The sequence below is a fragment of the Bradyrhizobium sp. LB14.3 genome, assembly GCF_040547985.1.
Classification (GTDB): Bacteria; Pseudomonadota; Alphaproteobacteria; order Rhizobiales; family Xanthobacteraceae; genus Bradyrhizobium.
This window is the reverse complement of record NZ_JBEPQT010000040.1, coordinates 1-24,636: the sequence shown is the minus strand read 5'-3', so window position 1 is coordinate 24,636 and position 24,636 is coordinate 1. Positions and strand designations below refer to the sequence as shown.

Sequence of the window (24,636 nt, the reverse complement as noted above, 5' to 3'; positions counted from 1 at the left end):
GGCTGCAACCCTACCGCTTAGCTTGAGACACTCACGCGCTCGCGGTCGCCTTCAGCGCCGTGATGACGTCCTCGCGCGCGACGATTCCGACCAGCTTTTGAGTGCTGTCGAGCACGATGATGCTCCGGATGCGGTGCTCGACCATGATCTGGAGCACGCGAGTCAGGCGCGTGTCGGGACTGACATAAATGAACTCGGGTGTCATGACGTCGCCGACCTTGCGGCTCATCAGGTCGTGATAGCGCGGCAGCATCTGGCTCGGCGTGAAGGCAAAGCACTTCAGGATGTCGAACTTGGTGACGATGCCGACCACCTGACCGTCATCCTCGACAGGATAGGAGTTGAAATCGTCCTGCTCGAACATCTCGCTGAGCGCGAGCAGGTCATGGTCGCGCTTCACCGTTTTGACGTTACGCGTCATGTAGCCGCCGACGGTCTGCTCAAGGAATTTGTACACGGCGCGTCCTCATCGATTCGTCTTGAGTTCGAAGCGTCAGTGCGACAGCAGCACACATCGGGCGGTTTGCGTGACTAGATATTGCGTGACGCCGCCGAGGATCAGCTCGCGGAAACGCGAATGGCCGTAGGCGCCGGCGACGATCAGCCCGGCCGCGATGTCGTCGGCGACCTTCTCCAATCGTTGGGCGGCAGTTTCTGCTCCACCCGCTCGCGAGACCCGCGCTGTCGCGGTGACGCCGTGGCGGGCGAGCCAGGCGGCAACGTCGCTGACCCGCCCCACCACGGCCGAACGGTCGTCATCGTCCTCCGGAATTTCTACGATGGTGACGTCCCTCGCCTTTCGGAGCATCGGCAGCGCATCGGCCACGGCGCGGCGCGCCTCCGGCGTGTCCTTCCAGGCTACGAGAACGTTGCGCAGATCGAGCCAGGTGATCCGGTCAGGCACGGCCAGAAGGGGTCGGCCGGCCTGCATCACCAGATCCTTCGGGCTTACCAGCGAAAACGCATCGGAGAAGGCCGGGCTCTGTCCGCCACTGACCACGATGTCGGCGCAGCGCGCCTGCGCCAGGACGAATCGCGCGGGAAAATCTGCGGAGCTGCGCCATTCCGCGCGCCCGGCGCGGGTCCTGGTGGCAGCGTGGAATTCGGCCTCCAGATCGGCAAGACACCTCTTGACCGAGACCTCCTCCTGATTGATCAGGCGTTGGGCCGCAGCGCCATCGGTGAAATAAATCGGCGGCGCGAACTTCGCTGCGGCGACCCCGACGAGTGCGGCCTCGTATCGTTCGGCGAGCTCGCCCGCAACCTGAAGGCGCGCATTGTTGGGCTGATTCAGCGCGAGGCTCACCATCACGGTCGCGTATGTCATCGGGCGTCTCCGCTGGACTGTGCTTTGACGAAAATTGTAGCCCCGCGGCGATCCGGCAGAATGAGCTAGATCAAATCGCCCTCGCCGTGCCGCGGGAAATCCGCCAACGGAATCAGACATCGGAACTTGCCACCGGGGCTTCCTTGGGCGAAATTGCCGGCAGGTCGCGGCGGTTCGCCCCCGGACAGCAGAATGGGAGCAACCACGTGTCGCCGACCCGCGTAACGCATCCGCCACACGATCATCGCGGCGAGCATTTCCGGGTCCGGATCGAAGGATTCGGCGTCGGCACCTGGGATCTCGACCTCACGACGCGCGAGCTGGAATGGTCGGAAACCGCGCGGATGCTGCTCGGTATCGAGCGTGGCAGACCTGCGACCTACGATCTATTCCTGTCGCGTCTCGAACCCGACGACCGCGCGCGCGTCGAGACCGCGATCAAACAGATCTCCGAACGCGGCGGCGGCTTCGACGTCTCCTTCAGAATTGCCGGGACGTCCGACCGGAGCAAGTGGATCAGGGCCCGTGCCGGCCTGATCAGGGATGATGCGGGTGTCGCGCGCCATCTCAGCGGCATCTTTCTCGATGTCGACGCGGAGAAGCAGGTCGAGGAAACCCTGCGTACGCGCGAGACCCACCTCCGTTCCATCCTTCACACCATCCCTGACGCCATGATCGTCATCGACGGAGGCGGCATCATGCAGCTGTTCAGCACGGCGGCCGAACGCCTGTTCGGCTGGTCCGAGCAGGAGGCGATCGGCCAGAACGTGAGCATGCTGATGCCGGAGCCGGATCGCACCCGCCACGACAGCTACATTGCGCGCTATCGCTCGACCAAGGATCCGCACATCATCGGCATCGGCCGCATCGTGACCGGCAAGCGCCGTGACGGCACCGCGTTCCCGATGCATCTGTCGATCGGCGAGATGCAGTCCGGCGGCGAGCCCTATTTCACCGGCTTCGTTCGCGACCTCACCGAGCACCAGAAGACGCAGGCGAGGCTGCAGGAGTTGCAGTCGGAGCTCGTCCATGTCTCGCGACTGACCGCGATGGGCGAGATGGCCTCCGCGCTCGCCCACGAGATCAACCAGCCGCTGGCGGCGATCAGCAACTACATGAAGGGATCGCGGCGGCTGCTCGCCGGCAGCACCGATCCCAACACTGCGAAGATCGAAACCGCGCTGGACCGCGCCTCGGAACAGGCGCTGCGCGCCGGCCAGATCATCCGGCGCCTCCGCGACTTCGTCTCCCGCGGCGAATCCGAGAAGCGGGTCGAGAGCCTGTGGAAGCTGATCGAGGAGGCAGGCGCGCTCGGCCTTGCCGGCGCGCGCGAGCAGAACGTGCAGCTCCGCTTCAATCTCGATCCCGGCGCCGACCTCGTCCTCGCCGACCGGGTGCAGATCCAGCAGGTTCTGGTCAATCTGTACCGCAACGCGCTGGAAGCGATGGCGCAGTCGCCGCGGCGCGAGCTGATCGTCACCAACAGGCGCGTCACCGACGACATGATCGAGGTCGAGGTGTCGGACACCGGCTCCGGCTTCCGGGAAGACGTCATTCCAAACCTGTTTCAGACCTTCTTCACCACCAAGGAGAGCGGCATGGGCGTGGGATTGTCGATCAGCCGCTCGATCATCGAAGCTCACGGCGGCCGCATGGTGGCCGAGAGCAACGCATCGGGCGGCGCGACATTCCGCTTCACTTTACCGGCAGCCGATGAGACCTGAGCAATGACGACCAAGGGACATGTCTACGTTATCGATGACGACGAGGCGATGCGGGACTCGCTCAACTTCCTTCTGGATTCCGCAGGTTTTGGCGTCACGCTGTTCGACAACGCGCAAAGCTTCGTCGACGCCCTGCCCCGCCTCGCCTTCGGCTGCGTCGTCTCCGACATCAGGATGCCGGGCCTCGACGGCATCGAGCTGTTGAAACGGATGAAGGCACAGCACTCGCCCTTCCCGATCCTGATCATGACCGGCCATGGGGACGTGCCGCTCGCGGTCGAGGCAATGAAGCTCGGCGCCGTCGACTTCCTCGAAAAGCCGTTCGAAGACGACCGTCTCACCGCCATGATCGAGACCGCGATCCGTCAGGCCGTGCCGGCGGCCAAGAGCGACGCCATCGTCCAGGACATCGCTGCTCGCGTCGCTTCCCTGAGCCCCAGGGAGCGGCAGGTCATGGAAGGCCTGGTCGCGGGCCTCTCCAACAAGCTGATCGCCCGCGACTACGACATCAGCCCGCGCACCATCGAGGTGTACCGCGCCAATGTCATGACCAAGATGCAGGCGGGCAGCCTGTCGGAGCTGGTCCGGCTGGCGATGCGTGCCGGCATGCTAAAGGATTGAGGCAGGTCAAAACGGCTCCCCCGCGTCCGTGCTACGCGATCGGAATGATCGAGATCGTCTCGCACCAACGGCGGCCAATGGCATCATCCGCACAGCCTATCGTCTACGTAGTCGACGACGATGAGGCCGTGCTGGGATCGCTGCGCTTCCTGCTGGAAGCCGATGGCTTTGCCGTGCGGACCTTCCGGAACGCCACCGCGCTGCTCAACGCGACGAGCCTGCCCGGCGCGGATTGCTACGTGATCGATTATAAGATGCCCGATATCAACGGCATCGAGCTCGCCGACCGCTTGCGCCAAACCGACGGCGCCGCCCCGATGATCCTGATCACCGGCGATCCCGACCGCAATATCTCGGCCCGGGCGGCAGCGGCGGGCGTGAAAGACGTGATTTTGAAGCCGCTTCTAGATGAAAACCTGGTCAAGCGCATCCGCCGCGCTATCCAGGAACGGCACGGAAACTGACTTACGGGATTCTACGTAAGGGCACCTCCCTAAGATATCGCTCGAAATTTTCAGGCTGCGCAACCCCGCGTAGCAATGCGTCATCACAACGGAGATGACGCAGATGCTGACCCAGATACTCAACACCAAGACGATGAACACCCGGATCGGCGGCCAGATTGCTCCTGCCCATTCCCTCACCGACCAGTTTGGCGCGATCACCGGCCACGTCGGCCTTCTCGCCACCGAGTTTTCCTACTGCAAGGACGAAGAGATCTACGGGGAGGACGAGCCGGCCGAATACGTCTATCAGGTCGTCACTGGCGCTGTCCGCAGCTATAAGCTCCTCTCGGACGGTCGCCGCCAGATCGGCGCCTTTCATCTTCCCGGCGACGCGTTCGGCCTCGAATCGGTGCCCACCCACCGCCTCGCCGCCGAAGCCATCATCAACACCACCCTCCGCCTCGTGAAGCGTGCGAGCCTCGAAAAGGCCGCCGGCACCGACGTGCAGGTCGCCCGCAAGCTTTGGGCGATCACCGCAGGCGAACTTCGCCACGCCGAAGACCACATGCTGCTGCTGGGCCGCAAGACCGCGATCGAGCGTGTTGCGACCTTCCTGCTTGAAATGGACCGCCGCCTCGCGGTTGCCGGCATGATGGCACTGCCGATGTGCCGCCGCGACATCGGCGACTATCTCGGCCTCACGTTGGAGACCGTGTCGCGCGCGCTGTCGCAGCTTCACGCCCAGGGCATCTTGGGCTTCTCCGGCGCCCGCCAGATCGTCCTGCGCAACCGGGCGCGCCTGCACAATCTCGACGCCTGATTTCTTGTTTCTCGCCACCTGTTTGGCCGGCTGAATTCGTTCAGCCGGCCGTTTCTTTTGTCGCGACGCCTAGCCGGCATCGGCTTCCGCCGTATGCACGCGAACTTCGTGCTCGCAGCGCGCACCGCGTTTCCTGAGAAAATCGGCGACATCCCCGACCCTGCCACGCGCCCCATCCTGTTCGTTCGCCGTGCAGACCTCGACGATCGGGACCTGCGATGCTCGGGTCAGGAAAGGCAGCGCCTCCCGAGCCGCCAGGTGCGCTTCCCTTGTGTCCTTCCAGCCCACGAGGATGCGATCGACTGTCCGGCGTGTCACGCCGTCCGGCACCAGAAGCGTGGGACGCTCCTTTCGAATCGCGCCGACAGGATCGACGTTGTGGGGATGAGCGTCGTCGAGCTGCTGGCGCTTGAGGACGACGAGATCGGCAGCCCTGGCCTGCTCGACCAGACTCCGTCGGAAACTCGATTGCCGAGCGCCACTCCACCATCTCGGCCGGCGAACGGACAATCTGCCTGAACCACGCCTCTTTGGCTGCAGCGCTGCCCGAAAGCGTTCGAGGTCCTCCGACGCCATCTGCTCGATGATGACGCTCTCGACCGCGAATGTGGGCTCTACGGCGATCGCCGAGGCGGCGAGGATGAACGTCTCAAAGCTGCTCGTGAGGCCTTCCGCGATCGCAATCTGCCCTTCTTCCTGCTGTTTCGGTTCAAGCTAGACCATGACGCTGACGAAAACATGCATGTCCTTTCTCCGTGCATTGAGGCAGGAGGGCACTGTACCCCTGCATCAGCCAGCGCCGGGCTTGACACATATCAAGCGAGCCAGTTCTTCCCTGCCGAGACATCGCGCGAGATCGAGAGCGGATTTCCCTCGCGCTCGGCTCTACGCTTCCATGCGGTGCTTTGCGATATCGCCGACCGGATGCCTCGTGAGATCCCCGGCCAGCTCCGCCACGATCCGCCACATGACGCCGGGATGAAGCTCCGAGCAAAGTGCAGCCAGCGTCCGCGGCGGCGCGACGACGATCGGCGCGATCGATCGTTCGCTGCGGACTACGCGCTCCGCGGCCGCCGCCACGTCGCTCACGAAAGGCCGCTCTTCAAAGGAACAGCGACCTTTCCGGCGGTCGCCGAACACAACGACAAGATGCGGCTTGAACACAACGACAAGATGCGGCTTTTTGGGTCATTGCACGCCCTCGTTGCTGATAGTTTGCTGCTTTGGCGCTCACCCCGGAAGATGCTTGATCCCAATCAAGGTCCGAGTACGCACAGTGCGACAGGATATTGAGCGGCCTGGGCAAGTAAGCGAGACGGAGACATGTCCCGATTTATCGTTCGTTTCCTCAAGAACATCGTTGGCGATAGAGGCCAACTTTTTGAGGCATGCCAACACACGACAGACGTCGACGCACATGACGAAGCCGAGGCTTTGCGATTGGCCAAGCAGCAGTTCTGCGCGTTGCGGGCGGTGGGCGACTGGACGCTGCATGCGGACCGCGTTGAGGTGAAGTCGGCCGACTTTCCGTCCTGAACCCGATCTGATGGGCAAACAGAGCGGCACGCCTCTCGGGCTTTACCCCGCGGTCACCGGCTTGCGGTCGTGACCGTCGCATCCGAGGCGCTGGTCAAGCCCGGCGCGACGCGTCAGGAAGTCGAGGAGACGCATGGCGTGGCCATCTACATGGGCGGCGGGCCCTCGCTGATGTATGCCGCGGAAAGCAGGCGTCGAAGATCCCACGCGGGCCGGTCACCTAATTTTGTCGAAGATTAGATCAATTCTCCTCGGCCTTAAGGCGATTGCGTTGCATTCCCGTCGGTATCCTGACGGAGCAACGGTCGACGCGCGGATCACCTTCCGTAGAAGATTGCATCTCAATCAGCAGTTGATACATGGCTTGGCCCAAGGTCGTACGCAGCAGAGCATGGACGACCGTTGCGGCATCGGCCGTCCCCGCGCTCTTCAGCTATTGTGGTGGTTGATGACATGCATACGCCTGGACGACGTTGCCTTCGGGACATCGACGCAAAATGATGAAGCCGAGCTATCTTCGCATCGGCGCCTCGGCTGTCCAATTGATCATTTCCTCTGCGATCCGGGCAAACGCGGCATCGAAAGCCGCAACCGCGGCTGTCGGTTCAATCCTGTCGAGTTTCTCGCTCGTTTCCATCAGCCTTGAAGTGATTACCTTGCTGTCCTTATCGACGATCCTCACCGAGAATTCGATCTCTACGCGCGGTTCACCTCGCGTTGCAATGCGAAAGCGCCTGATATCAATGAGTAGCTGGTTATCCGCCTGCCCCAAATCAGCCGTACGCAGCGGGGCATGGGCCATGTCGTAGTTTTCAAAACTGTCGATCAGCCGCGCCTGCACCAGCTTGGGAATGCTGTCGGCCCACAGGAAGTCCGCAAAGCCCGGATTATCGCCGCCTGATGCAAACAGCATGCGCTGGGTCTGGAGCATCGCGACCGCGGTCGGCTCAGGAATGGCCAGTGACGCCGAGAATGTCTTGCCGGCCGGTCCGAGGTTTTGTGGCGCATGCAAATCATAGGTGATCTTTTGTGCCGGCGCGCCGCCACCGGTCATCTTTTCGAGGCCCGCCAGAATACCGTCGAGCTTGCCGGTATTGCGCGCGAGGCCGTCGGAGAAGGCCTTGAAATTGGCGATAGTATCTTTCAGCGGACCGGAATTGTCCTGCAGCACCGAATCGACGCGCCGCAACGCATCGCGCGCCGCCTGCGTCATGCTCTGGCCTGCGCCGGCCTCGGCCGTCAAGGTCAAGGTCTCACTGGATTCGCCGACGATCATGCCGCCCTCCAACGTCACTACAGGCACACCAGTCAGCCCTTGGAAATCGAGGCCGACCTCGGTATCGGCGCGCACTGGTGTGGTCGAAGCGACCGATATCGTCGCATTAACGAAGCGCGGATTGTCCGATGCAAGCCCGAGCTGGGTGACCTCACCAACGCGGATGCCGTTGAACAGAACCCCGGCGCCGACCAGAAGCCCGGGCACCGGACCGTGGAATTGCACGTGATAGCTCGCGCGGGGCCCGATGCCGCCAGTGTTGTTCAGCCAATAGACGAAGCCGAACACGGCGAGGATCGCGGCCAGCACGAAACTGCCGATCAGCACGTAGGGAGCGCGGGTTTCCATGTCTCATCTCATCTCGTGTTGAAGCATCTGCGAGCGCTTGCCGTGGAAATAGGCACGCACCCAGGGATGCTCGGATTGCAGCAGTTCGCGCATCGGGCCGATCGCCACGATCTTGCCGTCGGCGAGCGCGGCGACGCGGTCGCAGACCGTAGTCAGACTCGCAAGGTCATGAGTGACCATGAACACGGTCAACCCCAGCGTCTTTTGCAGCGTCCCGATCAACTCGTCGAAATCGCCGGCGGCGATCGGATCGAGCCCGGAGGTCGGCTCATCCAGGAACAGGATCGGCGGATCGAGCGCGAGCGCGCGCGCCAACGCCACGCGCTTGGTCATGCCGCCGGACAGCTCCGCCGGATATTTATCGGCATCCTGCGCACGCAGCCCAACCATTTCGAGCTTGGCGATCGCGATCTCGTCCATCAGTTCCTGCGACAGGACGAGATTTTCACGCAACGGAAACTGGACGTTCTGCCGGACCGTCAGCGAGGAGAACAGCGCGCCCTGCTGGAACAGAATGCCCCATGTCGTGGCCGCGCCTTCGGTGCGCCCTCCGGTTGGCCGTCCCATGACTTCGATGGTCCCGCCCTGGCGTGGGATGAGGCCGATGATGGTCCGCATCAACACCGACTTGCCGCCGCCGGACGCACCCACGAGCCCGAGGATTTCACCCCGGCGAACGTCGAGCGACAGATGGTCGAGCACGGTCTGGCGGCCGAAGCCGACAACGAGGTCGCGGACCCGAATCGCGAACTGTTCTTGCGATTCGGCCATCGTCACATTCCGATCGAGGCAAAGAAGATCGCGAACAGGCCGTCGAGCACGATCACCAGGAAGATCGACTTGACCACCGACGTCGTGGTCTGTCGTCCCAGCGACTCGGCGCTGCCCTTCACACGCAAGCCCTCGCTGCAGGCGACGATTCCGATCACCAGCGCCATGAACGGCGCCTTCAGGATGCCCACCTCGAAATGGGCGACCGAGATCGCCTCGTGCAGCCGCGCGATGTAGATCGCCGGCGCCATGCCGCCGTAGAACTGCGCGACCAGACCGCCGCCATAGAGTGCGGCAATCGATCCGATGAAAGCAAGGATCGGCAACGCAATCACCAGGGCCGCAACCCGCGGCAGGATCAGGACGTGGACAGGGTCGAGGCCCATGGTCGAGAGCGCGTCGATCTCCTCGCGCATTTTCATCGAGCCGAGCTCGGCGGTGTAGGCGCTTCCCGAACGTCCCGCGACCATGATGGCGACGATCAGCACGCCGAGTTCGCGCAACACCAGGATGCCGACCATATCGACAGTGTAGGACTCCGCGCCGAACCTGCGGAAATGGAAAAATCCCTGCTGGGCGATGATGGCGCCGATCAGGAACGTGATCAACACGACGATGGGAATGGCCTGCCAGCCGACGCGATAGAGTTGATAGACCAGCGAGGTCAGTCGCAGCGATCGCGGCCGGCGAAGTGCGCCGATCACGGCCACGAACAACGCACCGAGCATTTGAAGGAAGCTCGTGATGTCTTCCCGCGCGCCGACCGTGGACTTGCCGAGATCGTTCAGCCTGAGCAGAACCGGGTTGGGCGCAGGCGTCGGCGCCGGCGTGTGGCGGTTGACCTGACGCACCTCGTCCATCAGCCCGCTGAAATGGTCGGCGACACCGACGAATTGGGCCGATCTGCCTGACGATGCCGCCCTGCGCGATAGCTTCTCCAGGACCCAGGCGCCGAGCGTGTCGAGCGCGCCGACGCCCGACATGTCCAACGTCACTGCCCTGGATCGATCGACATCGGCGCCGACCGAACGCGAGAGCGTTTCAAGCGTAGTCACATTCGCTGCGGTCCAGGGCCCTTCCGGGCGCAATTTCAGCACATCGCCGGATGGCGTTGCCAGCAACAGCGGTTCGGAGTTCACGCTTCCACCTCATCTGGACAACCGGGTCCGCATTCAGCTGTCAGTTCTAGGCCAGCGTGTGGCGGCGGGTTTGACCTGCCTCAAGACCGAGACGACGCTGCCTGCTTGACGCAAATCAAGCGCGGACGCGCGGGCGGACCTTAGGTTTACTCCATTCAATGGAGAGATCAAATCGATGCTCGACAGCATCAGGATGCCCACCGGGCCTACATGACCGACTTCATCCGCGATCCCAAGACCGGCGGCTGCGCCCAAGGCGTTCCGCCCAGCAATCTGGGCTTCCGACTTGTGATCGAGCCGTCGCAGCCCGCCGTCGCAGGCATCGCCAGCAGCGTCTCAAGGCTCCTCCGCAGGAGCTGAATTCTCGCTATCGACTGCTTGCGCCAGAGCAACGTCTTTCGCTCACGGCTCCGGTAGACGATCGGGATCAGAAGGAGACAGAAGATGCGATCGGATCTGGCGCAATCGTACGGACAGGATAGGCTTCCCCGCTACACCAGCTACCCCACCGCGCCGCATTTCTCACCGGCGATCGGCGAGGCCGACTACCGGACCCGGCTCGGATCGCTTTCGCAACGGCAACCGGCCTCGATCTACCTGCATGTACCGTTCTGCCGCTCAATGTGCTGGTACTGCGGTTGCCATACATCGGTGACGAAGAACGACGACCCTATCGCGGTCTACACCTCCGGACTACGTACGGAAGCGCATCTCGTCGCCGAGGCCATCGGGCACCGCCTTCCGATCTCGCATATCCACTTCGGCGGTGGCACCCCCACCATCATGACGCCGGAAACGTTCGCCGACCTGGTCGGGACGCTGCGTTACTCCTACTTCGTGCTCCCCGACGCCGAGGTCGCCGTGGAGATCGACCCGCGCACGCTGACGGAGCCGATGGCGGAGGCGCTCGGCTTCAGCGGCGTCAACCGGGCAAGCCTTGGGGTGCAGAGCTTCGATCCCGAGGTCCAGCGCGCGATCAACCGCCTGCAGAGCTTCGAGCAGACGGCCAGGTGCGTCGAGCTTCTGCGGCGGGCCGGCGTCGGCAAGCTCAACTTCGACCTTCTCTACGGTCTGCCGCTGCAGACGGTGGATTCCTGCCTCGATACGGTGGCCAAGTGCATCGAACTCCGCCCCGACCGGTTCTCCGTGTTCGGGTATGCGCACATCCCCTCCTTCTAGAAGCGTCAACGGAAGATCGACGAGAACGCCCTACCGGACAGTGTCGAGCGACATCTGCAGTCGGAGACCATCGCACAAGCGCTGATGGATGCGGGCTACGTCCGGATCGGCTTCGACCACTTCGCCTTGCCTCATGATAATCTCGCAGCGGCCAAGCGCGACGGTCGGCTGCGCCGGAACTTCCAGGGTTACACGGATGACACCGCCGAAACGCTCATCGGCTTGGGTGCGAGCGCCATCGGACGGATGCCTGATGGACTCGTGCAGAATGCCGTACCGACACGCGATTACCTCACGCGCATCGCCGAAGACCGACTCGCCAGCGTCAAGGGCTATGCTTTCACCGGCGACGACCGCTTCCGTGCGGATCTCATCGAGCGGGTGATGTGCGACATGGCGGTGGACCTTTCACGGATCGCGCGGTCGCACAACCAGGACCCCAAGACGGCCGTCATAGACCGCGCTCGGCTGCTCAGCCTGATCGCGGACGGCGCCGTGACGATGAAGGACGACCGGATCACGGTCCGCGGCGGCGCCGAATTCCTGGTACGGAGCGTCGCTTCCGCGTTCGATGCCCACCTGGCGCGATCGACTGCCACGCACAGCCGAGCGGTTTGAACAAGTCCACTGGATCCAGAGTGCTCGCGGTCTGCGCCAGCTCAAGGGGTGTCGGGATCTCGATCGGTCTCGGACGGCTTCTCCGGAGGGACTTGCGCCTCCGCAGTCCACCATCCGCCGGCGCGCGTGCGGATCTCGGATCTTCGAGAACGCCCGCAGCAATCGCAGCGCTTGCAGATCTTCACGAATGCTCATCGTCACGACCAAGTACCAGCGAAGCCATCATGGGCTCTCATGATGCTACTGCGTGCCGGTATATCGCAGGCGGAGCCGCCGGCAGGCGCTTGATGTTGCCCACGATGGATCGTTCTCCCGCCGCCGATCCCGTCAGTTCGGTGCAGTACCGCCCTGCGGCCCGCAGCGAGCCCGGAGAGAACCTCGGCCGTCCGATTGTTGCGGTGGCCGATCTGAACCGGACGGTTTTGGCGCGCCCGCTGTCGTGGGCATAAACGGCCCACTGGTCGCCCTTCCCGGAATAAGGCGCTTATCCGGACGTACAACGCGTCGGCGGCGCTCCAGATGGTGACGTGGACGACCACCCACTAGTCGTGGCCAAGCAGGTCCAGCGTCTCGGGCGGGTCCACGAAGTCGATGGTCACTCGCACCCGCTGCTCCTCGATCCCCAGCGCCGAGACCTTCAGGAATCCGGCGGGATCTACTCGCACCAGTCCCTGATGGCTGACCGCCCCAGCCGTCGATCCGGACGGGCGCTCCGACCTTGATCTGCACCGCATCGGTCGAGACCCGATCCGCCACGACCTCCAGGTCAGCTGGCTGCCGATGTAGACCAGCGGCGGGCGCGAGCACCCGGACGCAGCTGGCCGGCTCCGCGGACGGCCGGGCGTTTGCCGGATCCATCAGCCGCGCCGCCAGGGTGCCCGCTGGTCTGCCTTTGGCTTGGCCTGCTCCTGCTTCTGGTCGGGTGGTGCCCTTCGTGTTCCGCGGCCGATTGCGCCCAGTCGGCGTGCCGGAGCGTCGTGACGAGTAGCGCGGCGGCAAAGGTGAGAGCGCTGGCAAGCTCCTGATCTGAGGATCCAACTCTTGGATGAGCGCTCCGGCCGCTTGATGCACGTCGATCCGGCAAACGATGCGCTCGCGGCCCGGCTGCGATCACTCGTTGCGCTGTGTCAATACTACCTCTGCGGTTCTCTGCTCCGATGTGCCACATTCACCGGGAGAATGGACATGATCACCAGAACGCTGATTCCCATCGTAGCCGCCGCCGCGCTTGCTGCGCCCGCCATGGCCCAAAGCACGGACGGAAAAGAACGGTCATCACTATAGCGGCGGCTCGAAGACCGAAGTCCCTCATCACATGGGCAAGAAGGACACGGTCGGCTCCTCCAAGGGAGACCAATCGGCTCCACCAAAGGATGGGGCGTCCGGAGGCCATCATTACACGGGGGCCCCGACACTTCGTCGCCGCACCACATGAGCGACAAGAAATCACGACGCTTTCGCCCGGTTCGCCCCGGGACGAGCCGTCGCTGACAGAGCGCGGCACGGTCAGTCAGTCGACATCGGCACGCCTGCCGTGACTTCAGCCAGGCGCTCGGTCTCCTCGACGAGCCCTATTCTCGCTTCACCGCGACAAAGAGTCTGCATGATGAATGCTATTCTACCCGGCCGCGCCCAGCTCAAATCCCGCCGTGTTAATCTCGATACCGGCCGGGAGAACGTCGTTGTGATCTCCCGCCGGTCAACGGCGCTGCGGCCCGACTTGTTTCGAGGCTTTTCCAGGGTCGAGCTGCGCAGCGGCTCGAAGACGCAACTGGCGACCGTGCTTCTCACTGATGACGACACCCTCGTCGGGCCCGACGAGCTTGGCATGGCGGAGCCTGCGTTTCGGCGCTTTGGGCAACCGGCGGGCAGCTACATTGCGGTCAGCCCTGCTCCCTCCCCGCCAAGCCTTGACGCGGTTCGCGTCAAGGTTCAGGGCAAGACGCTCGAGGCTGCCGAGATCGGCGCAGTCATCGAGGATATCGTGCATTACCGCTATTCGGACATGGAGATCGCAGCGTTCCTCGTCAGTTCCGCCAATTTCATGACATCCGGAGAGCTAATCGCTCTTACGGAGGCCATGGCAAGAGCCGGGACGCAACTCAGATGGAATGCAAGGACCGTCGTCGACAAGCATTGCATTGGCGGCATTCCGGGCAATCGCACGTCCATGATCGTGGTCCCGATTGTGGCCGCGCACGGACTGACCATCCCCAAGACCTCGTCGCGCGCAATCACGTCGCCTGCCGGAACGGCCGATACCATGGAGGTGCTGGCGCGGGTCGACGTCAGCGTCGAGGAGATGAAGGAAGTCATTGCCGCATGCCGCGGCTGCCTGGTCTGGGGCGGGCACGTCAATCTGTCGCCAGCCGATGACATTCTGATCTCCGTCGAACGACCGCTCAGCCTTGATACGCGCGAGCAGATGGTAGCCTCCATCATGTCGAAGAAATTGGCGGCCGGCTCCACCCACCTCCTGATCGACCTGCCGGTCGGCCCGACGGCGAAACTGACCAATCCCGCCGAAGCGATGCGGCTGCGCAAGCTGTTTGAGTTCGTCGGCGACCATTTCGGAATTACAGTCGAGGTGGTTGTGACGGACGGGCGCCAGCCGATCGGCAACGGCATCGGCCCGGTTCTGGAAGTGGAGGACGTCATGGCGGTGCTCACCAACGATGCCGACGCCCCTATCGACCTGCGCGAAAAGTCGCTGCGGCTCGCGGCGCATCCGCTGGAATACGACCCGCAATTGCGCGGCGGCAGCGGCTATGCGCGCGCCCGCGAACTGCTCGACGGCGGCGCTGCGCTCAAGAAAATGCAGGATATCATCGACGCCCAGGGTCCGTCCTCCTGCCGTAACGACCTCGGCAAGCTAACCTTCGACGTCGCGGCCGCCGACGACGGCACGATTTCCGAAATCAACTGCCTCCAGCTGAACCGACTGGGGCGAACCGCAGGCGCGCCGCTCGACAAGGGCGCCGGGATTAAACTGTTGCGCAAGATTGGCGATCGCGTCGAGAAGGGTCAACCGCTCTATCGAATCTATGCCTATGATCAGTCGGAACTCGATTTAGCCACGACCGCCGCAAAGGCGAACTGCGGTTACACCATCGGCACGAAGCACCCGGTAACGGGCGAGACGGCTTCGTGACCACGACCATCATTCAGAGCCTGCCGTCATCGTCCCGCGATGCCACCCGGCTCGCCGCGCGGCTCGGCATTCCCTACCACGAAATCGCGGTCCATGAATTTCCCGACGGAGAAGTAAAGGTGACGGCCACACCGGCGGCCCCTGTGTTCATCATCTATGCATCGCTCGACCGGCCGAACCGGAAACTGATCGCACTGATCTTCGACGCCGAAACGTTGCGGCGCGGAGGCGCGAAGCGCCTTGTGCTGCTGGCGCCCTATCTCTGCTACATGCGCCAGGACGCCGCTTTCCACCAAGGCGAAAGGATCATCGGCGAGCTGATCGCCGGATGCGTCGATCGCGTCGTTACGGTCGACGCACATCTGCACCGAACACCTGACATTGCAACAGTGTTTCCGGGAATCGCATCCGACAATCTCTCGGCGATGCCGGCGATATCAGACGCACTGCGCAAAGCGGGTCTTGATCCGGCGACCTTCCTAGTGGGACCGGACTCGGAATCCGAACCATGGGTCAGCGACCTCGCTGGTAGGCTCGGACTATCCTATTGCATCGCGCAGAAGATCCGGCGCGGTGATCGCTCGGTCGAGATCCGATTTCCGGAGCCTGCCCGCATGTCCGGTCGTCCCGCCCTGATTGTTGACGACATCGTCTCCTCGGGCGGCACCATGGTGGCTTGCGCCAGAGCTCTCACATTGGCCGGCACGACAACGATCGACGCCGTCGTCACGCATGCGCTGTTCTCCGAAGAGATCTATCGCGACATGATTCAGTCCGGCGTTCGCTCGATCCGTTCGACGCACAGTGTGCCGCACTCCACCAACGCAATCGAACTCGACAATCTATTCGTCGACGCCTTGCAAGACGAAATGATGTTCGTAACCATTCCGGAGACAACACGATGGGCGTGACTATCCGGTTTTGCGGTGCGGCCCGCACGGTGACGGGCTCTTGCCACCTCTTTGAAACCCGATCCGGACGCTTTCTGGTCGACTGCGGCTTATTTCAAGGACAGAAGACCCTGAAGGAGCTGAATTACAAGCCGTTTCCCTTTCGCGCGTCGGACATCGACGCCGTCCTCCTGACCCACGCCCATATCGATCATAGTGGCCTGCTGCCGAAGCTCGTCCACAATGGTTTCTCCGGCCGCATCCTGGCAACGCGCGGCACCATCGATCTCTGTTCCTACATGCTGCCCGACGCCGGCAACATCCAGGAGTCCGAGGTCGCGGCGCTGAACCGGCGCAATGCGGCCCGCGGGCGGCCCGAGGTCCGCCCGATCTATACTCAGGCCGATGCGGCTGGCTCGCTGCAGTCGTTCGCGCCAGTCGACTACGAGAAATGGGTCGACGTGATTCCGGGCGTTCGAGCTCGATACTGGAATGCCGGTCACTTGCTCGGCTCCGCCTCGATCGAGATCGAACTCGCCGACCAGGACCTGCCGCAGATGCCCCTTCGCATTCTTGCCTCCGGCGACATCGGTCCCGACGCGAAACTGCTGCAGCCCGATCCTGAGGCGCCTACAGGCTTCGACTACGTCATTTCAGAATCGACGTATGGCGACAGGGAACGGATGCCGATCACGGCTGATGCGCGCCGGGCTCGTCTGTCCGCAGAAGTCCGCGACGCTGCAGCCCGCAAGGGCGCGCTGCTCATTCCGGCCTTCGCGGTGGAGCGCACCCAGGAACTGATTGTCGATCTGGTCGACCTGATGGAACGCGGCGAGATTCCGGCTGCACCGATCTTCCTTGATTCGCCGCTCGCGATCCGCGCCACCGAAGTTTTTCGCAAGCACGCATCAAGTCTTGATCCCGCGGTCGACGTCCGTCGATTGCTGAACTCGCCGCAGCTCCGGTTTACTGGAACAATCGATGAGAGCAAGGCGATCGCCAAGTTGACCGGCTTTCATATCATCATCGCCGCCAGCGGCATGTGCGATGCCGGGCGTATTAGACATCATCTGCGCAATTGGCTTTGGAATGCCAGAGCCACCGTATTGCTGGTCGGCTTTCAGCCTCAGGGAACGCTGGGTCGGATCCTTATCGATGGCGCCAAGGCCGTTCGTATCCAGGGCAACGAGGTCAGGGTCGCGGCGCAGATCCGCAGTATTGACGACTATTCCGGACACGCCGACGGAGCGGAGCTGGCGCGGTGGATCGCCGCGCGTCGCCCGATTCGCCGTGGCCTGTTCCTGGTTCATGGCGAGGAACCGGCCATCGCTGGTCTCGCGACACGTATTTCGGGGCAAATCATGCCGGCGCCGCGGGTTATCCAGCCGCTTCTGGATGATGCCTATGAATTGTCAGCCCCGGTGCCGAGGCTTCTCGATGGCTCACATCACCGACGGCTGGCGCCGGAAGCCGTGGTAAGGCTCGACTGGCACAACGACATGTCGAGACTCGTGCTTGACATCAACGATCGCATCGAGGCCGCCGCAGACGATCGCGCGCGCGGCGTTATCGTTCGAAGGCTAAGGCGCGCGCTGGACGAATGAAGCCAGGTCGATCTCACGCCGTGTAGGGCAACATTATCACCCGGCACGGGCTTGGCTCGATGACAACTTTGCCCAGCTTTTTCCGACATCCGGTTATTAACTGCTGATTGAGGCAAATCAAAACTCCGTACGCTGCCGCGTGCGACACTTGTCAATGCTGGTTCAAGGAAACTCATCTGGAGAGAAATGCCATGCCGGCAAATGTTGGAACGATTGATCAGTATGTGCGCATCGTGGCGGGTTTAGCGCTGGTGGCCTTTGCGCTGCAGGACGGCCTCTCGATCCAGGGATGGCATTGGGCCGGATTGGTCGGCTTGGTGTTGCTAGTGACAGCGTTCTTCAAGAGCTGTCCGCTCTACAGCGCCCTTGGTTTTTCCACCTGTGCCGTCCGTCAATAGGCGAACGAATAGGCGCCCAGCTCATTCAAACCCGGTCAGTTCATACCGCATGATTCGCGGCTCCCGGCCGAGCGCTTGAACTGCATCCATACCGATGCCTTCAATTAGCAAGGCCGGACATGTCGCACGTCCGAGGTCCACCGCTAACCGGACATACGCCCACATGTCAAAACCGACGCAACTACCCCGAATAGGCACTTCCTCGGCTTGCTTCAACCGCAGGCGTCTGCGGTTGGATCTCAGACCCTAGCGCGGTTGTTCTTCACATTCATGAATGAAATTGGCCCGTCCTACCAGCGGGTCATCAACCGGCCCAATAAGTTTGGCGTCTTTGCCCGCGTAAGGCATCGAGTGCAAAACGTAGCGCATCGCGTTTAGCCGCGCCCTTTTCTTGTCGTCGGATTAGACTACGGACCACGGCGAATCCGCCGTATCGGTGTGGAAAAACATCGCCTCCTTGGCACGGGTGTAGTCATCCCACCTGTCGAGCCAAGCCACGTCGATCGGGGATAGCTTCCATTGCTTGAGGGGGTGGGCTTTGCGCTCCTTAAAGCGACGCCGCTGCTCCTCACGGCTCACTGAGAACCAGAACTTGATGACGTGGATGCCGCTGCGTACCAGGTTACGTTCGAATTCCCGCACTTGGCGGAGGAATTCATCGTACTCTGCAGGACTGCAGAACCCCATTACACGCTCCACACCCGAGCGATTATACCAGCTGCGATCAAACAGAACGATCTCCCCCGCAGTCGGCAAATGCTCGACATACCGCTGGAAATACCACTGGCCGCGTTCGACGTGGCTGGGTTTTTCCAGCGCCACGACGCGTGCGCCGCGCGGGTTGAGTTGCTCCATGAATCGCTTGATGGTCCCGCCCTTGCCTGCCGCATCGCGTCCCTCGAACAGCAGGATCAGCCGCTGACGGCTCTCCTTCATCCAGGTCTGGAGCTTGAGCAGCTCGGTCTCCAGGAAAAACTTCTGCTGCTCATAGTCCCTCCGCAGCATCCAGGATTTGTAAGGATAGCCGCCGTTGCGCCAATCCGGGACCAGTTCGTCGCCGGTTGCCGGTCTTGCGCTTGCAAGCGTCCGTTTACCGCATGGCATCGTCGGGCGAGGCGCCACCCAGGATCGCCTCGAGCGCTTTGCCTTGGCATCGCGCAGAGGTCGACCCTTCCGAATAGCATCAACCGGCGTCAGCCCTGCAGCTTGCGCGGCTTCGGTCGATTGCTCGACGGCGAATTCCGCAATGGCAGTCAGGGTCTTGATGATATGGTCCATCCGCCTCGCCTCGGGGCGGATTTTATGCTTCTTGGCCGGGGCGCGACCGGACACTTTGACGGATTTCCTAACGACTGCGCTCCGGGATTTCAATCGAAGAGACATCGTGCTTGGTTTCTAATGACATCAAGCAAGAATCATCTTCTGAATTTCACAATCCAGATTTGATGAGATCAAGAACAACCTGCTATGGTCTGCACTTGCGGGGTCGCGCCTTGGATAACTACTGGCGAACGTAGTCGCCCGGCGCGTCCGGCAAGATCGTCGCGTCCGTGAACTTTTGATCCATGCGTGGCGGCTCGGATAACTCCCCGGAGCGCTTGGCCAGCCAGTTGGCCCATTCCGGCCACCATGATCCTTCGACCAGCGCCACCCTCTTCAACCATTCGTCGGGGCCGATGTAGTTGGCGCCGACGCTCCTGGTTCTGACCCGATAGCTGTGCCCCTCTTCGTCCGGCGGCGCTACGATTCCTGCATTGTGGCCACCACTGGTCAAAAGGAACGTCACATCTGCTCCGACCTGAAAATGGATCTTGTAGGTCGACTTCCACGGCGCGACATGATCGCGGACGGTCCCGACCACGAACATTGGCGCATGAATATCCGACAGCGAAATCGGCCGTCCCTCGACCAGGTAACGGCCCTCGGCAAGGTCGTTGTTGAGAAACAGCTTGCGAAGATATTCCGAATGCATCCGGTACGGCAGTCGCGTCGCATCCGCATTCCACGCCATGATGTCGCTGGGCCGCGCCCGCTCTCCCATCAAATAGTCGCGCGTGATCCGTGACCAGATCAGATCGTTGGAGCGTAGCAACTGGAAAGCGCCCGCCATTTGCGTGGTATCAAGGGTACCACGCTGCCACATCATATCTTCCAGGAAGCGACTTGGCTTTCGTTAATGAACAGCGTCAGCTCGCCGGCCTCCGTAAAATCGGTTTGTGCAGCGAGCAGCGTGATCGACTTCAAGCGGTTGTCGCCGTCGCGAGCCATGGTCGCCGCCGCGATCGACAATAACGTGCCGCCGAGGCAATAGCCCAGTGCATGGACTTGCCGTCCCGGAACGACGTCTGCAATGGCGGAAAGTGCAGCTTCTACTCCCAGCCTGCGATAGTCATCAAAGGCGATGTCGCGATCCGCTACGCCCGGATTGCGCCATGAGATCATGAAGACGGTAAAGCCCTGGCCGGTGAGATAATTCACCAACGAGTTCTGGGGCGACAGGTCCAGAATGTAGTATTTCATGATCCAGGCAGGGACGATCAGGATCGGCTCCGGATGCACCAAGCCGGTGGCCGGATAGTACTGGATCAATTCGATCAGCTCGTTGCGGAACACGACCTTACCACGCGACACCGCGACGTTCTTGCCGACTATAAAATCCGTGCCGGCGGCGGGAGGTTGCTTGCCCCCAGACAGCAGGCGCATCCAGTCGCTGCACCAGTTCTGCCAACCCGACACGAAGCTCTGGCCGCTGGTTTGGAACGCCTTCTTCAGCACTTCCGGATTGGTCGCCGCGAAATTGGACGGCGCCAGCACGTCCAGCATCTGCCGGACCGAGAACTCGACGATGGCCTCGTTGGGTTTGGCAACGCCGCGCACGCCGGTCGTCACGTTGTGGCACCATTGCTCGCCAAGCAGAAATGCCTGCGCAAACAGGTTGAACGGTGGAGCTTCCCACTCCGGCCGGGCGAAACGCCGATCCTGCGGCTGCGGCTTGATCAGAGACCAGGGGCCATGACCGGCTGCGAAGAATTGCTGGGATGCTTCGAGAAGCCGTTCGGCGTCCCGGACCGCCTCCTGCGAATTCTCAAGCTGCCGCTGTGGCGAGGCCGCCAAATGCGAAAGCCAGTCGGTATAGGCCAGCAACAGTGCGATGGGCGAGATGCCCCCGCTGAACCGCGCCAACGCCGCATGGAACGCGCGATCAGCGAGGTTGGACTCGCCCACCGTCGGATGCTGGGTCTGCGTTACGTCTACGCCGCTCAGGGCGACCGCGCGCACAAGCGCCGGCAGGACCGGTGCCTCCGGCGTTGGCATGACCGAATTCGCTGGCATGGACTGATCAGCTCAGCGGACGGGTTCTAAACAGATTCGACGCGCCCTCGATCACCCGTTCGCCGTTCTTGAATACCCGATCGCAATCGCGGCGGATGAACTCAAGCTGATGCTTACTGCATTCTTCGTACATCGTTCTCAAGTCCCTGACGGAATGCGCGCCGGCCAATTTCGAGGCAAATTCCGCAAAGAGGTGCATTTCGGTTGCGTTCGATCGAGGAATTCATTGCCGAGGATAACACACTCCTCGAGCATCAATTTCTGGGCACCAAACAGGAAGCTCGCGGCACGCTCTTTCGCCCTCGCCATTTGCGCTTCGGCCTCCGTCGTGGCCTGCTTCGGGTTCGCGGTAGCCGCTTCGGAAAATTCTGGCCTGGACATGTTGACCTCTGGTCTTGGATGCACCTGATTTCTACGTTCTAGCGCCCAACCACACATTGAGCTGTATCAAGTGGGGCTCCGATGATCCCGCGGGCAATCACGTCATAAATTGCCCTCCATTGATTGAAATCGTGGATCCCGTGATGAAGCCGGCTTCCTCGGCAACGAGGAATACCACCGCGCGGGCGATTTCCTCGGGCTCGCCGAGGCGGCTGACCGGGATCAACGGCAGGATGTTTCTCTCCAGCACGTCCTTGGGCACCGCCTGCACCATTTCGGTATTGATATAACCGGGACAGATCGCATTCACGGTGATGCCGCCCTTGGCGTTCTCCAACGCCAGGGCCTTGGTGAAGCCGATATCGCCGGCCTTTGCCGCCGAATAATTGACCTGGCCGAACTGTCCCTTTTGGCCGTTGATCGATGAGATGTTGACGACCCGGCCGAATTTGCGGGCGCGCATGCCCTCGATCACCTGTCGGGTCATGTTGAACAGCGAGCCGAGGTTGGTGTTGATGACCGCATTCCACTGATCGATCGTCATCTTGTGAAACGCACCGTCCTTGGTGATGCCGGCATTATTGATCAGCACGTCGATCGGACCGAGGTCGGCTTCGACCTTCTTGACACCAGCGACACAGGCATCGAACGAGCTGACGTCCCATTTGTAGACGGGAATGTCTGTCTCGGCCTTGAATTTCTCCGCCGCCGTGTCGTTGCCGGCGTAGCTTGCGGCAACCCTGTAGCCAGCAACCTTCAAGGCCTTGCTGATCGCTGCGCCAATGCCGCGCGTTCCTCCCGTTACCAACGCTATCCGTGCCATCATCTCTACCTCAGTTATTCGTCACGCTCAGGCTGCACGAGAGTTCGATAGAGCCATTGATCCAGCGCAATGGCGGGCGAATTGCTCTCGTCGCGATCGTTCAACTGAAATCTGGTCGGAGGAGGTTGCCGCCTTCACGTGGCTAATCGCGGCGCACGATAGCCCAATTGAGGCACATCAACGGCCTATGCGATCTTTCGGGGCAAGAACCGTCAAATCGATTTCCCTGGAGATGGTAATGACCGCTCCGCAGCAAACGACGGGCGCAGGCCGCACGTTCTGGTGCGAACCCACGGATGGTCTCCTGGCCGAACTTAGTACCCAGCTGACCGGGCTTACCCAGGAGGAGGCCGAAAGACGATTGCGGATTTACGGTCCCAACCGGTTCGAGGCCACTCACGGCGAATCTTTGCTCGTCAAATTCGGCAGACGCGCTCTCAATCCACTTGTGGCGCTTCTGATCGCAGCCGCCGCGGTTTCCGGCATCAGCGGTGACTTTGGCAGCTTTTTCATCATTGTCCTGGTTCTGACGCTTTCCATGACTCTCGACGTCGTGCAGGAGCACCGCGCGGAACAAGAGGCTGAGGCGCTGCGGCACTCCGTTGCGGTCCGCGCCGACGTCATGCGCGACCGCAAACAGGTTACGCAGCCCGTCAGCACCCTTGTCCCGGGCGATATTGTAATGTTGCGAACCGGCGATCTCGTTCCCGCAGACGGCATTGTGCTGGAATCGGACAATCTTCAGCTCGACGAATCCATCCTGACGGGAGAACCGTTTCCGGCGCGCAAGAACAACACACCATGTCCTGCCATAGAGCTTGCCGATGCGAGTAACGCGCTGTTTGCGGGCACTTCCGCGGTTGCCGGGACGGCAATTATGCTGATCGTCGAGACCGGTCCCCGCACGCGTTTTGGAGCGATCGCATCAGCCCTCGCCGCCAATGTCCCGCCGACGGCCTTGGAACAGGGCGTCCGGCATCTCGGACTTCTGATCCTGCGCCTTACAATTTTTCTGACGCTGTTCGTGCTGCTTGCCCACCTCGCCTCCGACCGGCCGGCCATGCAGTCGATCCTCTTTGCCGTGGCGCTGGCGGTTGGGCTTACGCCTGAGCTATTGCCGATGGTGATGACCGTGACGCTCGCGCGTGGGGCCAAGCGGATGGCCTTGCAGAAGGTAATCGTCAAACGGCTTTCGGCGATCCACGACCTTGGCGCCATGGACGTGCTCTGCGTTGACAAGACGGGCACCTTGACCGAAGCCAAAATAACGCTCGCTGACAGCGTCGATTGGCAGGGTCAAAAAAGCGATCGCGTGCTCCAACTAGCGCGGATCAACAGCCATTTTCAATCGGGCGTTCGCAGCACCCTAGACGAGGCCATTCTCGCAGGTCAGGCGAAGGCACCCGAATGGGTGCGCCGGGGCGAACTGCCCTTCGATTTCAGCAGGCGATGCCTGTCGATTTCGGCCGAACGCGGCGGCGGGATTCTTCTTGTTACAAAAGGTGCTCCGGAAGCCATCCTATCCCGTGCGGTGGCTATCGAAGTCGACGGCCTGGCCCATCCGCTTGACGATATCTGGCGAAACCGCCTTGACGCCGAGCAGCGCCGGCTGAACGAACAGGGGTTTCGTTTGCTTGGCGTCGGAATCAGGTCCCTCCCTGCCGAGGAAGCGAGCTTGACGCTCGACGATGAAGCAAATCTGACATTTGTCGGCTTTTGCGTTTTTGCCGACCCGCCGAAGGCGGATGCCGCACAGGCAGTCGCCGATTTGGCGGCGCTCGGGATCAGACTTAAGATCATCTCGGGCGATCAGAGCGCGGTCGTGCAGCATGTGGCGAATGCCGTCGGCCTCGCGCGCGACATTGTTCTGACCGGCGCCGATATCGCTCAGCTCACCGATGTCGGCCTTGCGGCAAAGGTCGAGCAGGTCGACCTGTTCGCTCGCGTCGATCCCGATCAAAAGAAGCGCATCATCGACGCACTCCGGATGCGCGGCCATGTTACAGGCTTCCTCGGTGACGGCCTCAATGATGCCCCCGCGATCCACGCCGCCCATGTCGGTCTGTCCGTCGAGGGAGCAACGGATGTGGCCCGCGCAGCAGCAGATATGATCCTGTTGGCATCCGACCTCAATGTATCAATCGGCGTTGGACTGGGACCCCCCGTATTGCCTCACTTGCAGATGTTACCCTGGCGGCGCCGTGGCCGATGACGATCCGAGGTCGCCTGATGGGTCGCGCCAGGTAGCTTT

The 24,636-nt window shown here is 62.1% G+C and carries 20 protein-coding genes and 4 pseudogenes; 12 read left to right on the top strand and 12 right to left on the bottom strand.

Annotated features, from left to right (window positions below):
* Positions 1–31: 31 nt before the first annotated feature.
* Both ABIB00_RS35855 and ABIB00_RS35850 read right to left on the bottom strand, forming a co-directional pair.
* Entirely contained in the window at positions 32–457 is a 426-nt protein-coding gene (locus ABIB00_RS35855) for a CBS domain-containing protein (protein ID WP_354052041.1), read from the bottom strand.
* 36 nt (positions 458–493) lie between these two features.
* Positions 494–1,327 carry a universal stress protein gene (locus ABIB00_RS35850; RefSeq protein ID WP_354107615.1) on the bottom strand — a complete coding sequence of 278 codons (834 nt, stop codon included), beginning with the start codon at positions 1,325–1,327 and terminating at the stop codon, positions 494–496.
* 206 nt (positions 1,328–1,533) lie between these two features.
* Here ABIB00_RS35850 and fixL point away from each other — a divergent pair, with 206 nt between their 5' ends.
* The 4 genes from fixL (at position 1,534) to ABIB00_RS35830 (ending at position 4,938) form a co-directional block, all read left to right on the top strand.
* Entirely contained in the window at positions 1,534–3,051 is a 1,518-nt protein-coding gene (gene fixL / locus ABIB00_RS35845) for a sensor protein FixL (RefSeq protein WP_354107614.1), read from the top strand.
* Positions 3,052–3,054: 3 nt separating this feature from the next.
* Positions 3,055–3,672, top strand: a complete 618-nt coding sequence (gene fixJ, locus ABIB00_RS35840; protein WP_354107613.1) for a response regulator FixJ — start codon at positions 3,055–3,057, stop codon at positions 3,670–3,672.
* A gap of 44 nt (positions 3,673–3,716) precedes the next feature.
* On the top strand, positions 3,717–4,136 hold the full coding sequence (locus tag ABIB00_RS35835; RefSeq protein ID WP_354107612.1) for a response regulator: 420 nt from the start codon (positions 3,717–3,719) through the stop codon (positions 4,134–4,136).
* Positions 4,137–4,239: 103 nt separating this feature from the next.
* Entirely contained in the window at positions 4,240–4,938 is a 699-nt protein-coding gene (locus ABIB00_RS35830; RefSeq protein ID WP_354052051.1) for a helix-turn-helix domain-containing protein, read from the top strand.
* 69 nt (positions 4,939–5,007) lie between these two features.
* Here the strand turns inward: ABIB00_RS35830 and ABIB00_RS35825 are convergent, their stop codons facing one another.
* Together ABIB00_RS35825 and ABIB00_RS35820 are read right to left on the bottom strand one after the other, a co-directional pair.
* The gene (locus ABIB00_RS35825; RefSeq protein WP_354107611.1) at positions 5,008–5,514 is read right to left on the bottom strand and encodes a hypothetical protein; all 507 of its coding nucleotides are present in this window, start codon (positions 5,512–5,514) and stop codon (positions 5,008–5,010) included.
* 309 nt (positions 5,515–5,823) lie between these two features.
* Positions 5,824–6,078, bottom strand: coding sequence for a host attachment protein (locus ABIB00_RS35820; protein WP_354107610.1), 255 nt, complete (start codon positions 6,076–6,078; stop codon positions 5,824–5,826).
* A 465-nt stretch (positions 6,079–6,543) separates the two neighbouring features.
* Here ABIB00_RS35820 and ABIB00_RS35815 point away from each other — a divergent pair, with 465 nt between their 5' ends.
* Positions 6,544–6,714: a carboxymuconolactone decarboxylase family protein gene (locus tag ABIB00_RS35815; RefSeq protein WP_354107628.1), complete on the top strand. Its 171-nt coding sequence runs from the start codon at positions 6,544–6,546 to the stop codon at positions 6,712–6,714.
* Positions 6,715–6,985: 271 nt separating this feature from the next.
* On the opposite strand, the gene ABIB00_RS35810 is transcribed toward ABIB00_RS35815, so the two are convergent.
* Genes ABIB00_RS35810 through ABIB00_RS35800 form a run of 3 tightly spaced genes read right to left on the bottom strand, consistent with a single transcriptional unit; the run spans position 6,986 to position 10,008 of the window.
* On the bottom strand, positions 6,986–8,098 hold the full coding sequence (locus ABIB00_RS35810; protein ID WP_354107609.1) for an ABC-type transport auxiliary lipoprotein family protein: 1,113 nt from the start codon (positions 8,096–8,098) through the stop codon (positions 6,986–6,988).
* Positions 8,099–8,101: 3 nt separating this feature from the next.
* Positions 8,102–8,869 carry an ABC transporter ATP-binding protein gene (locus ABIB00_RS35805; protein ID WP_354107608.1) on the bottom strand — a complete coding sequence of 256 codons (768 nt, stop codon included), beginning with the start codon at positions 8,867–8,869 and terminating at the stop codon, positions 8,102–8,104.
* 2 nt (positions 8,870–8,871) lie between these two features.
* On the bottom strand, positions 8,872–10,008 hold the full coding sequence (locus tag ABIB00_RS35800) for an ABC transporter permease (protein ID WP_354107607.1): 1,137 nt from the start codon (positions 10,006–10,008) through the stop codon (positions 8,872–8,874).
* Positions 10,009–10,197: 189 nt separating this feature from the next.
* On the opposite strand from ABIB00_RS35800, the pseudogene ABIB00_RS35795 reads away from it, so the two are divergent.
* Positions 10,198–10,368: pseudogene (locus tag ABIB00_RS35795) on the top strand (formylglycine-generating enzyme family protein); the annotation flags it as partial.
* A gap of 84 nt (positions 10,369–10,452) precedes the next feature.
* Positions 10,453–11,805, top strand: a pseudogene (gene hemN / locus ABIB00_RS35790) (oxygen-independent coproporphyrinogen III oxidase).
* A gap of 542 nt (positions 11,806–12,347) precedes the next feature.
* Here hemN and ABIB00_RS35785 read toward each other — a convergent pair.
* Positions 12,348–12,470, bottom strand: a complete 123-nt coding sequence (locus ABIB00_RS35785; RefSeq protein WP_354107606.1) for a hypothetical protein — start codon at positions 12,468–12,470, stop codon at positions 12,348–12,350.
* A gap of 941 nt (positions 12,471–13,411) precedes the next feature.
* On the opposite strand from ABIB00_RS35785, the gene ABIB00_RS35780 reads away from it, so the two are divergent.
* From ABIB00_RS35780 to ABIB00_RS35765, 4 genes are all read left to right on the top strand, one after another.
* Positions 13,412–14,956, top strand: coding sequence for a thymidine phosphorylase family protein (locus tag ABIB00_RS35780; protein ID WP_354107626.1), 1,545 nt, complete (start codon positions 13,412–13,414; stop codon positions 14,954–14,956).
* Positions 14,953–15,867 carry a ribose-phosphate diphosphokinase gene (locus ABIB00_RS35775; RefSeq protein ID WP_354107605.1) on the top strand — a complete coding sequence of 305 codons (915 nt, stop codon included), beginning with the start codon at positions 14,953–14,955 and terminating at the stop codon, positions 15,865–15,867. The genes ABIB00_RS35780 and ABIB00_RS35775 overlap by 4 nt, the downstream gene beginning before the upstream one ends.
* A complete protein-coding gene (locus ABIB00_RS35770; protein ID WP_354107604.1) occupies positions 15,858–17,450 on the top strand; it encodes an MBL fold metallo-hydrolase RNA specificity domain-containing protein in 1,593 nt (530 codons plus the stop codon). Before ABIB00_RS35775 ends, ABIB00_RS35770 begins: the two co-directional genes overlap by 10 nt.
* Before the next feature lie 191 nt (positions 17,451–17,641).
* Entirely contained in the window at positions 17,642–17,848 is a 207-nt protein-coding gene (locus ABIB00_RS35765; RefSeq protein ID WP_354107603.1) for a YgaP family membrane protein, read from the top strand.
* A gap of 246 nt (positions 17,849–18,094) precedes the next feature.
* Here ABIB00_RS35765 and ppk2 read toward each other — a convergent pair.
* The 4 genes and pseudogenes from ppk2 to phbB all read right to left on the bottom strand — a co-directional run.
* Positions 18,095–18,980, bottom strand: a pseudogene (ppk2, locus tag ABIB00_RS35760) (polyphosphate kinase 2); the annotation flags it as partial.
* Positions 18,981–19,349: 369 nt separating this feature from the next.
* Positions 19,350–21,181: pseudogene (locus ABIB00_RS35755) on the bottom strand (PHA/PHB synthase family protein).
* 7 nt (positions 21,182–21,188) lie between these two features.
* Positions 21,189–21,380, bottom strand: coding sequence for a hypothetical protein (locus tag ABIB00_RS35750; protein WP_354107601.1), 192 nt, complete (start codon positions 21,378–21,380; stop codon positions 21,189–21,191).
* A gap of 279 nt (positions 21,381–21,659) precedes the next feature.
* Entirely contained in the window at positions 21,660–22,385 is a 726-nt protein-coding gene (phbB, locus tag ABIB00_RS35745) for an acetoacetyl-CoA reductase (RefSeq protein ID WP_354069892.1), read from the bottom strand.
* A 238-nt stretch (positions 22,386–22,623) separates the two neighbouring features.
* Between phbB and ABIB00_RS35740 the strand changes: the two genes are divergently transcribed.
* On the top strand, positions 22,624–24,597 hold the full coding sequence (locus tag ABIB00_RS35740) for a cation-translocating P-type ATPase (RefSeq protein WP_354107600.1): 1,974 nt from the start codon (positions 22,624–22,626) through the stop codon (positions 24,595–24,597).
* Positions 24,598–24,636 lie beyond the last annotated feature (39 nt).